Origin of the sequence: Cupriavidus sp. IK-TO18 (assembly GCF_015549295.1) — a bacterium.
Classification (GTDB): domain Bacteria; phylum Pseudomonadota; class Gammaproteobacteria; order Burkholderiales; family Burkholderiaceae; genus Cupriavidus; species Cupriavidus oxalaticus_A.
Genome location: NZ_JADGMP010000059.1, coordinates 72,784 through 86,487, shown reverse-complemented (window position 1 = coordinate 86,487; position 13,704 = coordinate 72,784). Strand labels below are relative to the sequence as shown.

The 13,704-nt window shown below is 64.6% G+C and carries 6 protein-coding genes and 1 pseudogene; all 7 read right to left on the bottom strand.

Translation table 11 applies throughout. From position 1 onward, the window contains the following. Positions 1-19 precede the first annotated feature (19 nt). Positions 20-2,566 (bottom strand): annotated as a pseudogene (locus IPF36_RS35210) (Tn3 family transposase); the annotation flags it as partial. 126 nt (positions 2,567-2,692) lie between these two features. Continuing rightward, positions 2,693-3,109: a hypothetical protein gene (locus tag IPF36_RS33715; protein ID WP_195432277.1), complete on the bottom strand. Its 417-nt coding sequence runs from the start codon at positions 3,107-3,109 to the stop codon at positions 2,693-2,695. Between the two features lie 309 nt (positions 3,110-3,418). Beyond that, positions 3,419-3,874: a toxin-activating lysine-acyltransferase gene (locus IPF36_RS33710; protein ID WP_135705207.1), complete on the bottom strand. Its 456-nt coding sequence runs from the start codon at positions 3,872-3,874 to the stop codon at positions 3,419-3,421. Further along, on the bottom strand, positions 3,871-5,292 hold the full coding sequence (locus IPF36_RS33705) for a TolC family outer membrane protein (protein WP_135705206.1): 1,422 nt from the start codon (positions 5,290-5,292) through the stop codon (positions 3,871-3,873). Before IPF36_RS33705 ends, IPF36_RS33710 begins: the two co-directional genes overlap by 4 nt. Beyond that, positions 5,292-6,626 carry an HlyD family type I secretion periplasmic adaptor subunit gene (locus IPF36_RS33700; protein ID WP_135705205.1) on the bottom strand — a complete coding sequence of 445 codons (1,335 nt, stop codon included), beginning with the start codon at positions 6,624-6,626 and terminating at the stop codon, positions 5,292-5,294. Before IPF36_RS33700 ends, IPF36_RS33705 begins: the two co-directional genes overlap by 1 nt. Beyond that, a complete protein-coding gene (locus IPF36_RS33695) occupies positions 6,619-8,904 on the bottom strand; it encodes a peptidase domain-containing ABC transporter (protein ID WP_135706269.1) in 2,286 nt (761 codons plus the stop codon). Before IPF36_RS33695 ends, IPF36_RS33700 begins: the two co-directional genes overlap by 8 nt. A 35-nt stretch (positions 8,905-8,939) precedes the next feature. After that, a complete protein-coding gene (locus IPF36_RS34980; protein ID WP_255520001.1) occupies positions 8,940-12,914 on the bottom strand; it encodes a tandem-95 repeat protein in 3,975 nt (1,324 codons plus the stop codon). Between the last annotated feature and the right edge of the window lie 790 nt (positions 12,915-13,704).

The window sequence follows — 13,704 nt, the reverse complement described above, 5'->3', positions numbered from 1 at the left end:
ATTCCTGCCGCGGGCAATCCAACGACAAGCGATTCTTCGGGCTGGCCGCGCCGAACCGGCGCAGCAGCAAGGGCGAGGACAGCGCGCCAGCCTGGATTGACAGCGTGAGCTGCATCAGGTCCTGCCAATGTCGTTCGATGAGATCCCAGTTGACCGTTTCGGTAAACAGCGTGTCGATGTGCTGGTACTTCGTCTCGGAATCCACTCGGTATAGCTTGAGATCCTGCCAGTTCCGGATGCGCGGCATCAGCTTGATGCCCAGCAGGTGGGTGAAGGCAAACACCGCCGCCGACTGGCCCTGGGTGTCGGCGTGGACGGTATCCGCCTCGACGCTCAGGCCTGCCTTGAGAAGTCCCTCGATGACGTAGATCGCCTCCCAGATGCCTGGCGGGATGAAATGCCGGAAGACCGCAATGTAATTGTCCGCTACGTGCCGGTAGGCCACCGCGCCCATCTTGCGGTACCGGTGGTGGTAGCCAGGCCAGCAGATTGTTGTCGTAGAAATCGTACTGGGTGCCATCGGCCGCCACCGTCTTGCCATCGCCCCAGTGCTTGGGCAGGTCCAGTCGTAGATAGAGATCGATCAGCTCCCGCTGTGCGGTCTCCAGCCGCTCGAGGCTCAAGTGCCGCCGGTTGACGAACGACATCATGTGTGGCGTGACTTTGTCGCCCATATGGCGCGCCGCCTGGGTCGGCCCGAGATTACAGCCCATCGCGAAGATGGTCAGCAAGTAGCGCTCGGCAGCGTTACGAATCTTGGGGTCGCTACCACTGAGCGGGCCGAAATGCCGCGTGAAATGTGTCCAGTGTTCGATATTGGCCAGCACGTCCAGCAGGTTGCGCACCGGCATGCGCTTCATCAGCGCTTTCTGCAGCGCGACTGCGCTTTCCGGGACGATGGTGGCCGCGGTGCGGCGCACCACCAGCTCGCCCGCTTTGTTGATGATCACATGCTCGGACTTCTCGGGGAACCGCTCATCCAGTTGACGAGCCGTGTCCGCAAGCCTCTGACGCAGCTGGGCCACGAAGCCGGCGCTGCTGGCGGGCATGCCGAACTTCTCGCAGTAGCTCGGCAAGCGGTGTTCGCACTCGCGCCATGGCAGCAGGTGATCGCGGTAGTCCGCAAATGCGTCGGAGCCGGTCACGCACAGATCGCCGCTGCGCAATTCCTTGGCCATATAGGACAGGACGCAGAGCTCGAGATAGCGACGATTGGTCGGGGCGCCCAGTTCGATCGGACGGCGCACCAGCTTGCGCCAGCGTTCCGAGGAAAAGCTGAGGTCAACGTCGACGGCAACCCACTCCCGGTGCAGCGACTCGTTCTCGAACACTCGTTTCCAACGCCGTCAGCAAGGTCTGCGATTGCGTGGTCGATCCCCATGCCAGGGCGTGCGCCAGGCGCAGCAGGACGGCCCGGTGCGCCTTGAAATGCCGCCACAGCAACGGCAGGTGGTTCTTGCCGCTGTAGGCTCGCACCTCCGCACAACTCTCGCGCAAGGGCTCGAGACTGCCTGTCGGCGCCAGATACTGGCGTACCCGGGCGCCCAGTGTGGCATCTTCCTTGTGATCGTCCACAATGTTGACCACGCCGTCGAGCAGATCCACGAGGCTTTCCATCTGCTCGCGCTGCCGCGCCTGGATGAGCGCAAGCTCTTCCTTGGCCCGTTTGTGGATCGCCCCCATACGACGGATGAACATCTCGGCCAGATCGTCGCGGGCCCGTACGCGCATTTGATGCAGCAGTGCCACGAACAGGGTATAGCGACGCTCGGGCAGGATTTCCTTCAGGTTGGCCGCGTCCAGGCTCATCGCTTGCGATGACAGGGAGCGCAGCTTCGTGGTCGGCACGTCTTCCAGCGCGCGGGCGTAGTCCCCAAAGCCTTCGAGCCAGGTGAGATGTTCGATCAGCAAGGAGATGTGCTTGCGCGACGGCCGCAATGCGTAGCGCTTGATGGTGTTGTATGCCGTCTGGCGCTGATTGAATTCCCGATTGAGCAGGCGGTCCAGCTGGGCCTTGTCATCATCCGTCAGGCGTCGCGCGACGCGCCGGAACAGAGCTGTTTGCGTGCGCGCATGGACTTGCTCCGAATCCAGCGTCGAGAACGACGGCAATTCGACCTGCTGCTGGATCAGGGTGTCGATGGTGGCATTGATGATGTCCACCGGCTGATCCACGACCTCGGCCGCCTCCCGTGCCGCACGCACGGCGACTTCATTGGCGTCGGTGCCGTAGTAGGACTGGATGCCAAGAAACTCGCGAATGGTGGCGTAGCGCCGAAACAATGCAGGAGATCTGGCTCTGTCGTAGCCAAAGTCGACCTCCGTGCCGATGCCTGCGCTAACCCGGACGTGCTCGATGATGGCCGTGGGAATGGAATCAAGATTGGGGAAGTGGTGCATCCCAAACCTTCAGCAGCACCAGTAGGCCGAGTCGCGTGGACTCCCCCCGCGCATTGCGTCGCCCCCACACCAGTTCCTCGACGTCCGGCGTATAGCAGGCCTGCAATTCCGCTGTCGAAAAGACCTTGGGAAAGCGCGGATAGGCGGTGCGTTCTACGTTGGCCATGCCGGACTGAGATCTCCAATGGGCCGGCCACTGTAGCGGAAGAGTCGCTCGAGAGACGGCGCCGTTTCTTTTAACAATTGGATATTTGGACGTGGCCCCCGCGTACGCTCCGCGCAAGGCGTCGAATCAGCCTGCAGAGCGATAGCGCTGCATCAACTCCGGCATCGTCGAGGGTTCGGTACCCGGGAGGCCAGCGGCCTGGTGGAGGCGGAAAGCTTGCGTCACATCGCACTCGACGGGAAACACCGGGACACCTTGCGCCAGCATCCAGATCAGGTGGTGGGCGCCCTTGTCGACCACGGCAAACCGATAGGTCTGCGCCCCTTGCAGATCCTGTGGGCGCCGTCGCAGGCGCCGAACATCCTGCACGCGCTCTGCCATATGGCGCAGGCATTGAACCTGCGGAAGTGGGATCGGCATCCGTGCAGAGTCACGGCATTGCGCGGCGGCTTCTGTGAGTTTTGGGTCGGCGAGCCAAGTAAATGGAGGCTCTTCCAGGAATTGCCGATACTGGAATCCCGGCTCTTGTTGCCAAAGCGTCATGAACCGAGAAGCCTCGACGAACACGACGGCGCGGGCGGCATCCTGGGAAGGGGCTTGGCCCCGCCAGCCGCAGAACAATTTCGCCCGCGCTCGTGCTAGGCAGGCGGAACAAGGGGCCGGCACGGCGCTGCTCGTATCCGTCCCGATGTCCAGCGAGGCTTGTGGGCCGCCAAGGGGCTGGGCTTGTACGGTCGCGTCCGGCAACCGGTGGGGAACTGCCGGAGCCGATACCGTGCTTCTTGCACGACCGCTTCGTCTTTCGAGAACAGGTTCTTGCATGATAGTTGCGCGGAGGGATGACACAGGCAATTACAGCGTGATGACGTTCATCGAGGAAGCCGTCTCTGGGGCTACCTGATGAATCACCTTTCCCGCCAGCGCGGTCTGTTTCAGATCGGCCACCACCTCAGCAGCACCGCCATAGGGCGCGATCAAGTCGATCAGGATCACCTTGTCGCCCGATTTCCAGTCGCCGGGGGCGAGGTGGAATGGCGGCCTGACAAATCGCTCTACCACTGTCTCGGACAGGTAAGCCCATGTCACGAACGCGGTAGGCATGTCGCCCTTCATGTAGAGCTTGGCCTGCTCCAGCACGAGCGGCGGCATGACACGCCATTCCAGGTCGGCGAAGAAGGCATGCCGAGTCGATGGATTGTTCATCATCAGCCAGGAGACAGGCCCCAGCAGGGGGATCTTCTTGATGACGCGCTGAGCCTGCTCGGCGGCGAACTTTGCCAGTTGCTCGGTGTTCGTAGGGGTTGTCATTGGGTTCTCACTTGCGGTGATTGGGTGGCGTTCGATGCGGCTGGCATGGCCGGCACCGCGGGTGTGGTTTGACTGGCATCCTCGGTCAGCAAGGCATTGACGGCAATGACGTCGCCTTCTGCCAGCGTGCCAGCGGCCGATTTCAGGCGTAGCCCCTGCAGGATGGTGTCGTAGCGCGCCTTGGCCAGGTCGCGCTGTGCGGCGAAAAGCTGCTGCTCGGCATTGAGCACGTCGATATTGACGCGCGTGCCGATTCGGTAGCCGATCTTGTTGGCATTCACTGCATCCAGGCTCGAGGTGACCGCCGAGGTCAGCGCCGCCAACTGCGACAGGCCGCTGGTAACGCCGCCGAAGGCCTGCCGCGCCAGCGTGGCCGCCTGGCGCCGCGCCGCCTCCAGTTCCGCGCGGCTCTTGTATTGGTTGGCAATGGCTTCCGACACCCGGGAATTGACCGCGCCGCCCTGGTAGATGGGAATGGTCAGCTGCAGGCCGATGGTGCCGGATTTGACCCGATTCTCGATGTCGGCCGGCGAGGTCATGGACCCCGACGTGTAGTTCCGGCCATAGCCGGCGGTGAAATCGAGCGTCGGCAGGTGGGCCGCCCGGTTCTTTGACACTTCCTTCTCGGCCACTTCCACCGCAGCCAACTGCGTGCGCACCGCAGGGTTGTTCTCGCGCGCGTTGCCCATCCACGCGCCAACGTCTGCCGGCTCGGGTGCGGGCAGGCTTACATTGGCCCGGAGGCCAGCCAGCGGGTCGGGCAGTGCCCCAATCAGCTTTTCCAGTTCTGCCTGCCGGGATTCCTGATCGTTCAGCGCCTGCACCAGTTGAGACCGGCCAAGATCATGCCGGGACTGCGCCTCGTACACGTCGGTGATGGTTGCCTCGCCCACGTCGTAGCGGCGCTTGGCCAGCACACGCTGCTGCTCCACCGCACGCAGCTGCGCCTTGGCGACCGTTACGCTGTCGCGTGCGGTCAGCACGTCAAAATACGCCTGAGCCGTGCGCAGGAGCAGGTCGCTCTCGGCCTGCGCAAACTGGGCCTCGGCCTGTTCGACCTGCGCGCCAGCTTGCGCGACGCCGATCCAGCTGGCGACGCGCACGACTGGCTGCGACAGCTGCAGGTTCCACGCCCAGCTATTGACGTTCCGGTCTTGATAGGGGCTGCCGGCAAAACTCGCTTGCCCGTTCTGGCGGCCGCCGTTGCCATTCAGGTTGACGGTCGGCAGCACGCCGGCCCGAGCCTGCGGCAGCTTCTCGCGCCCAGCTTCCAACGCATAGCGGGCCGCCTCAAAAGTCGGATCGCCACTTTGGGCAAGGCGGTAAGCCGCCACCAGATCGATGGCGTGGCCATGCGGCATGGCCATGCCCGCCAGCACGGCCATGGCGGCGCTGGCAATGTGGGAAATTCGTACCATTACCGCTCCCGCAGGGCCTCGTCCTTGTAGCGCAGCAGCGGCGACAGGAAGTAGGAGATCATGCGGCGCTCATCGACCCGGATGTCCGCCGTTACGCTCATGCCGGGCGTGAGCGTGCCCTTGCGGCCGTTGACCGAATTTGGCGTGGCCTGTTCCGCCAGCCGGATGCGCACCGGGTAGATGGGCCCGAGCTTCTGGTCGTTGACGGCATCGGTGCCGACCCACTGCACCTGGCCCTCGATGTAGCCGAAGCGGGTGAAATCGAACGTTTCAACCTTGGTGATAACCCGCTGCCCGGGCTTCACGTAGCCGATGTCCTTATTTTGGACCTGGGCATCGACCTCCAGAGCTGTATTCTCGGGCACCACGGTGGCGACCGGCTGCGCCTGGGTGACCACGCCGCCGACGGTCGTGACCGCCAGCTGCTGGACCACGCCATCAATGGGCGCCCGAAGGATCTGCAGGTCCCGGCGCTGCCGGGCCTTGACCAGTTCCAGCTCGGCGGTCGCCGCCTTGCGGCTTTGTTCCGCCAGCTCGGCAGAATGGCGGGCCGTGAACTCGGCCACTGCCTGCGCCCGCTGTTGATGGGCCGCGTTCAGACCTGCACCGGCTTCCGCCAACCGGTTGGTCTGCAGGGCCAGCTCCTTCTTGAGATTGATCAGTTCGAGCCGCGTCTCGATCAGGCCCGTCTCGGCAATATGACCGGTCTTGACCAGCTCCTCGCGCATGTCATTCTTCTTCGTGACCAGCGGCAGGCTTTCCCGGATCTGCTCGAGGCTGGCGGCGGCGCCGTCGCGGTCGGCACGTTTGCGCGCGATCTCAGCATCAAGCGCCGCCATCTTGGCGCGGTGCTCGGCCAGGGCGCTGGTGAGCAGCGCCCGCTGCGTGCGGGCGATATCGTCCGGCAGCCCCTCTATTGGCCGCATGGTGGCCTTGCCATCCAGCAGCGCTGTCAGCCGCTGCACCTCCGCCTCAGCTTCCCAGTGGTCGCGCTGCAGGCGATCTCGGTCAGCCGCAGTCGTGGTCGGGTCCAGTTCGATCAGGACATCGCCGGCCTTGACCTTCTGGCCATCGCGCACATAGATCTGGCGCACGACGCCGGCTTCGAGTGGCTGTACCACCTTGGACTTGCCCGAGGGGATGATCTTGCCTTGTGCGGACACGACCACGTCCATCCTGGCGAACACGGCGTAGGCCAGCGCGATGGCGGCCATGCCGCAAACCATCAGGGAAATCTTGCCGGCCTTTCCCGCCGGACGGCGGTTACGCACGCCGCTGGCGGCGCGCTCGAAATCGTCCAGCACCGGGTTCGGTGCGAGCTGGTTGTCAGACATGGAACTCTCCGGCGTCGGGCAACGCCTGCGCGGCTTTGTGGTTGAGGGAAGGGGATGGCTTGCTGAGCGCTTCCAGCGCCCGCGACGCTTCAAAGAGCGAGCGGTAGCGCCCAGGCTTGTCGATCAGGGTTGTGTGATGGCCGGATTCGACCAGCTTGCCGTTCTCCAGCACCAGGATGCGGTCGGCCATGCGCAGCGTCGTCAGGCGGTGAGCCGCAATGAACACGGTGCGGCCCTTGCAAATCTGGCGCAGGTTGTTGTGAATCACCTGTTCGGATTCGTAATCGAGGCTGGCAGTGGCCTCGTCCAGCAGCAGGATGCGCGGATCGGTGGCAAGCGCCCGCGCAATGGCAATGCGGGAGCGCTGGCCGCCCGACAGCAGGCAGCCGCGCTCGCCGATCACCGTGCCGTAGCCTTGCGGCAGCAAGTTGATGAATTCGTGTGCCCCGGCCAACTGCGCAACGGCCATCACTTCTTCGAAAGTCAGGCTGGGCTGGCCAAGCGCAATGTTCTCTTGCGCCGTCAGGTTGAAGAGCGCCGCGTCCTGCGCCACCACGCCAACCTGCGAGCGCAGCCAGTGCGGGTCAGCCGAGGCCAGATCGATGCCATCCACCAGCACCCGCCCGGACTGCGGCGTATAGAGACGCTGGAGCAGACGCATGAGGGTGGTCTTGCCCGCCCCGGATATGCCCACCACGCCAATGATCTCGCCGGCTTTTACCCTGAAGCTCACATCGGACAGGACGGTTGGACCGTTCTCGTGATACTGGAAGCTCACGTTGTCAAACGTGACTTCGCCAACGATGGGCGCACGCCTGTCACCGCCTGCAGTGGCGGCTTCGGGCTGCGCATCCATGATCTCCGCCAGGCGCTTGACCGAGACACGCATCTGCGTGAACTCCTGCCACAAGGACGACAGCTTGAGAATCGGCGCGTTGACCCGGCCCGACAGCATGTTGAAGGCGATCAGCCCCCCGACGGTCAGGTTGCCGTCGATGACCTGCATGGCGCCGACGCCAAGCAGAATGACGGTCAGCAGCTTGCTGGCAGTCTGGATCACAAGGTTGGTCCAGTTGGCGGTATGCCCCGACTCGAAGGCCGAGGTCACATAGCGGGCCAGGCGCTTTTCCCAGAGGCGTCGCCAGCTTGACTCGACGGCCTGGCCCTTGAGGGTTTCCATGGCGCCCAGGGTTTCGGCCAGGAAGCTCTGGTTCTCCGCACCGAGGGCGAACTTGTCTTCCAGCTTCTTGCGCAGCAGCGGGCTGACCAGATACGACGCGCCAAAGAAGATCGGCAGGAACGCCAGTACGATGAAGGTCAGCAGCGGGCTGTAGTAGAACATCACCGCCAGGTAGACCACGGCGAACAGCAGGTCCAGCCACGCGGTCAGCGCCTGCCCGGTCAGGAAGTTGCGCGCCGACTCGAGCTCGCGTACGCGGGCGATGATCTCGCCCGAATTTCGGCTGTTGAAGAACGACATCGGCAGGCGCATCAGGTGCGCGAAGAGCCGTGCCCCCAGTTCCACGTCCACCCGGTTGGTCGTATGCGAGAACAGGTATTGCCGCGCGCCAGACAGCACCATCTCGAAGACGGCCACGCCGGCCAGCGCGATCAGCATGACGACGAGCGTGGCCTGGCTGCGATGGGTGAGTACCTTGTCGATCACCACCTGAAAGGCCAGCGGCGTCATCAGTGCGAAAATCTGCACGAAGAAGGTCGCCAGCAGTACCTGCGCCATCTCGGCCTTGTACTTCGACAGGGCATGCCAGAACCAGGCGAAGCCAAATTTATGGCTTGTCGGATCAATCCTGGCCACCACCGCTTCGGTGCTGAGGATGCCGCTGACCCAGGTGCCGGAGAACTCGCGGGCAAAGTCCCCCATCTTGACCAGATCGGGCTTGTCATCCCCCGCACGCTGGATCATCAGGTGGTCCCCTTGCGCATTGCCCACCACCACGGCGAGGCCGGACCGGTCCAGAGCGATCACCGGCAGCGTCGTCTTCGCCAGTTGCGCGACCGTACCACGATGTGTGTGGGTCTCGAATTGCAATTCGCGCAGCGCATGATCGATGGATTGGGCGGCGCCTTCGACGCCCTCGCCAAACTCACGCCATTGCTGCTCGATCCGGGCACCTGCGGCCACCTCTTGCAGTCTTGCGAAGAAGGCGACGGCCCGCGTGTTGCGCGCTGGCGTTGAGGCGGACTGAGGGGCCGCAGAGGAGGAAACGGTATTGTTGGACAAAAAAGCGCTCCCTGCGGCATAGGCGCGATGCGCCATGCCGGCCTGGTTGATGCAATGAGAATGAAGCGGGATCAGCTCTGGTAGCTGGCCCCCATAGAGAGGTCGTTCAAGCCCGCTTGAGCGGCGCTGGCAATGATTTCCTCCGGCGTGGGCTCGTGCGGCGGTACATAGCCGAACTGCTGCCCCTCGCGCGGCGGTGCGGTATTGCTCCCTTGCGTGAACAGCAGTAGCGCCCGGCACAAGGCAGCCTCGCTGGCCCAACCCGGTGGCGGCGATGCCTCGGAATCTGGTTGCACGAGGGGCGTCTCAGCCAGCGCGGCTTGCGCCACCACGTCGGCAGTGAACGCCGCGTCATCTGTCTGCGCCTCCGGCACGATGCCTGCATGGATCTCCTCCAGGTACAGCGCGAAGCTGGGCAGCGGCACGTCCTTGCCCGCGAACATGACGTCGGCAGCTTCGCTCTTGCTGCCGTCGGTGTGCGTCACATCGACGGTGCCGAATACCACGTTGCCGTGGTCGAGGTGCGCTTCGCCCTTGCGATCCAGGCCAATCGAGGCAATGCCGGCCTCGTCCAGAGATTTGTGCTCGGCCTGGGTGAAGTCACCATTGCCGTCCGCGTCCACCACCACCTTGAACTGGCTCCAGGCGGCGTCCTCGTTGGTGATCCTGCCGTCGTGGTTGCTGTCGAAGGCAGCCAGCGCCTCCACATCGGTCTTGGCGCCAGGTGCGAAATTGGTCAGCCGGGTCTCCTCGACGGAAATCCTGCCGTCGCCGTCGGCATCGAAGCCCAGCACGCCATCGGTCGCCGCAGCCCAGCCGATCTGCTCGGTCTGGCCATCGTGGTTGACGTCCGCCTTGACGTTGGACTGGTCGGCTGCGATCAACTCTGTCCCGTTGCCATTCAGATCCAGCACGATCGGGGTGAAACCGCCGCTGGCGTTGGTGCCCTTGTGCGTGGCGTTGACAACCACATCGGTGACGGCTCCCTGGGCATCCTGGATGCGGATGGTGAAATTGTCCGCGCCGTTGTAGGGGTCACCGCGATGGCTGAGGTATTGCCAATAGTTGGGGCTGTCGATCAGATGCTGGGCCAGCCAGGGGTGGCCTTGATAGTCAGGCGTAAAGGTGTCGACGTATGCATTGCCGTACGCATGCCCATGCTGCGGTCCTTGAGCAATCGATATGACGATGGCTGCCGAATTGCCGTCCGGGTCATAGGCGACGATGCGGCCCATCTGCCGCGCGGGGTCATCGGCAGGCCCAACATAGACCGGCATGTCGACCCCGCCGGAATTCAGTTGCATGACGCTGTCGACCTGACTCAGTTCGAGCGGCTTGAGCATGCCATTCTGGTACTGGGCCGGCGTGTAGCGCGCCCCGCCGGCGTCGTACAACTGGCCTTGCGCGGACAGGGACCTGGCCAGCCCCTCATCGTAGAGCGGCTGGAAGTAGTTCGTGGCCCGCTCGTGGTTTTCATCGTAGGCAGCCCAGATTGGCCCGCCGCCGTCGACGGGGGCTTCTGTGCCAATTTGCGGCGCCGGGCCGTAGTAATAGCCGAAAACCGGCCGGCCGTACTCGATGGCCTCGATCACAGGGGCATCGTTGACCGACGCCACATTCAGGTAAGCCGTCGCCCAGGTCTGGCCGCCGTACGGGTCGGTGACCAGGTACTGGAACGACGCCTGCCCATAGAAATCGGTGTTCGGGGTGAAGCGTACCTGGCCGTCGGACTGGATCTCGACCGTACCGTGCTGGGCGTTGGCCACTTGCGTGACCGTCAGTGCATCACCATCCGGGTCCGAGTCATTGCTGAGGAACTGTGCGGTGTTGATGATGAACGGCGTGTCTTCGTAGCCCGAGAAGCCATCATCCACGGCGACCGGCGTGGTGTTGATTTTCTCCAGGTTGACCGTTGTGGTCGCCGTGGCGAAGCCGCCGGCGCCGTCGGCAATCGTGTAGGTGAAGTGGCCCTGCGCGCCGGGATAGCCGCCATAGCCTGGCTCGGGCAGGAACGTGACCGAACCGTCCGCGTTCAGGCGTACCGTGCCGTGTTCGGCATCGGACACGCCCACGATACGCAGGTCCGCGTGCGGGTTATCGATGTCGAAGTCATCGGCCAGCAGCGCCGCCGCCGTCATGGTGATGGCCACGCCCTTGCGGCCGTCGACAATGTTGTCGTTGGCAATCGGGGCGTCGTTGACCGGCACCACGTGGATGGTAGCGGTCGCGGTCGAAGTCGCTCCGGCGGCATCGCTCACCTCATAGGTGAAGGTCGCATCGCCAAAGAAATCTTGGTCCGGCACGAAGCGGATGGTGCCGTCCGAATTCAGCGATACCGTGCCATGCGTGGCACCGTTGACACGGGTGATCGTCAGCGCCTCGTGTGGATCGTCCACGTCCGAATCGTTGGCCAGCAGTGCCGCCGCCTCGATGGTCAGCGCCATGTCCTCCGTGCCGGCGATCACGTCGTCGCGCAGGCGCGGCGCGTCGTTGACCGGCGCCAGGTCGATATCGACGCGCGCGGTGGTGGTGGCGCCGTGGGGGTCCGAGACGGTGTACTTGAAGCTGGCCGGCCCGAAGTAGTCGGCTTCCGGGATGAAGCTGACCGAGCCGTCCGCATTCAGCCGCACCTCGCCGTGCTGGGCGTTGCCGACCGCCACCAGCGTGAGGGAGGGTTGCGCATCGTCCACGTCGCGGTCATTGGCCAGCAGGCTGGCCGCCGTGAAGGTGGGCGCCTCGTCTTCGTTGCCGCTGAACTGTTCGCCGGTCACAATGGGCGCGTCGTTGACCGGCGCCAGGTCGACCGTCGCCATGGCCTCGGTGTAACCACCCGCGCCGTCGTAGACCGTGTAGAAGAAGGTGGCCGTGCCGTAGAAGTCCTGCTCGGGGACGAAGCGTATTTGCCCGTCCGGCATCAGCTCGACCGTGCCGTGCTGGCCATTGCGCACTGAGAAGACCGTCAGGTCCGAGTGCGGGTTGTCCACGTCGGTCTCGTTTGCCAGCAGCGTTGCCTGCTCGATCAGCAGGACTGTGTCCTCGTCGGTGGCAATGGTCTCGCCGGCGACCACCGGGGCGTCATTGACCGGGCGAATCTCCAGGTTGACAGTGGCCGGCGTCAGGCCGCCATTGCCGTCGGAGACCCAATAGACGAAGCTGGCCGGGCCGAAGTAGTCGCGGTCTGGCAGGAAGCGCACATTGCCATCGGCATCGAGCCTGACCAGCCCATGCTGGGCATGCGAGACGCGCAGGATGCTCAGCACATCGCCGACCGTCGGCGTATCCACATCGAAATCATTGGCCAGCAGTTGTGCGGACGAGAGCAGAATGCCTACGTCCTCGTCCATCGCCACGTTCTCGCCCGCCGTGACCGGCACATCATTGACCGGGGCAACGTCCAGATAGACGCGGCCCAGCGATTGCAGGCCGTACTGGTCCTCGACCACGTAACGGAACAGCGTCGGTCCCCAGTAGTCGGAGTCGGGCGTGAACACCACGCGCTGGCTGCCGTCTGCCTGGATCACGATGGCGACCTTGCCATGCTCGGCGCCGAATACCTCGACCAGGCGCAGCGGCTGGGTGGTGGCATTCCGGGTGGTGTCGTTCGCCAGCAGTACCAAGGCGTCGAAGGCATAGCGGGTGTCCTCGACCCCGCCCACGCGCTCATCCAACACGTCGGGCGGGGCCAGACGCACGTCCTCGCCGTTGGGGCCGGCTATGATCCGCTCCGGCAGCGGACTGGTGCTCGCCGTACCGGACTTGGCCCCGTCCTGAGTGTCGTCGTGCGCCACCGTCTCGATCCGGCTCGGCGCCACTTCCACCGTCAGGACTTCAGCCGGGCCGGAACTGGCGGGGCGGCGGCTCGGTGGCAGTGAATCCACCGGCGGCGCCACGAACAGGGGCGGCGTGGCCGGGGCCGGCGATGCATCCGTTGCATCGGTCGTGCCGGGCACGCGGCTGACAGTGTTGTTGCCGCTCGCATCGACGGCCAGCGGAGCGCCCGGCTCAGCGCCGCCCGCAGCCTCGGCTCCCGTGACGCCGGCCACCATGCCGATGCCCACGCCGACCAGTGCGCCGGCGCCAGCGAACGGGCTGTCCGCGCTCTTGATCCACTCGTCCCGAATCGCGGCATAGGCATCCGTCGGGTTCGTCGGCGCCGCGCTGGTGACGCGGCCATCGTTCGGCCGGACGGACTCGGTGCGTTGCGGTGGCTTGCCGTTGTTGGCATCGCCCTTGGAGGTCAGGCGGCCATCGGCGGCGTCGACGTTCGTGGCCTTGGTCTCGCCTGACGTGAGCCCCTCGCCATCGGTCACGCGAATGTCGTCGGCGGCAATGACCGCCTCGGCCAGGGTCTGCTCATGCTGCTTGTCGCTGGCGCTGCGGATCGTGGTGTCGCCTGCCTCGACGCGCATTTGGCCGCTGGCGTCCGCGGCTGCCTCGCCACCGTGGGTATGGCCGGCTTCGCCAGTGTAGTCGTGCGTGACGACGGCATTCAGGACCGTCTCGCCGCCTTCCTTCGCGTGCAGCATGCCGGCAAAAGCGTCCAGGTCGCCGTCGCCATCCGTGTCCGCGAACGCCGCCTGATAGGCGTCGCCGCGCACGTCTGCCGTCAGGTGCTGCTCGGTGACCGTCATGACACTGCCGTCTGCGGCGCGCAGCACCGGTGGCGTGCTGGTGAAATCCAGGCTGGCGATCCCGCGGTCAAGGAACGAGGCGAACTCGCCCTTGTCCGTCTGGCCATTGCGGTTCACGTCCAGCCAGATACCGAGCGCGGCAAAGGCCGGGTCGGAGGCGTCCAGCCTGCCGTCGTGGTTGATGTCCAGCCACTGCAGGCTGTTG

Bases quoted from the DNA above. Each gene is read 5' to 3' on its own strand.
- IPF36_RS33715 (WP_195432277.1), bottom strand. From the start codon at position 3,109: ATGACGCTTTGGCAACAAGAGCCGGGATTCCAGTATCGGCAATTCCTG.
- IPF36_RS33710 (WP_135705207.1), bottom strand. From the start codon at position 3,874: ATGACAACCCCTACGAACACCGAGCAACTGGCAAAGTTCGCCGCCGAG.
- IPF36_RS33705 (WP_135705206.1), bottom strand. From the start codon at position 5,292: ATGGTACGAATTTCCCACATTGCCAGCGCCGCCATGGCCGTGCTGGCG.
- IPF36_RS33700 (WP_135705205.1), bottom strand. From the start codon at position 6,626: ATGTCTGACAACCAGCTCGCACCGAACCCGGTGCTGGACGATTTCGAG.
- IPF36_RS33695 (WP_135706269.1), bottom strand. From the start codon at position 8,904: ATGGCGCATCGCGCCTATGCCGCAGGGAGCGCTTTTTTGTCCAACAAT.
- IPF36_RS34980 (WP_255520001.1), bottom strand. From the start codon at position 12,914: ATGGTGGCCGGCGTCACGGGAGCCGAGGCTGCGGGCGGCGCTGAGCCG.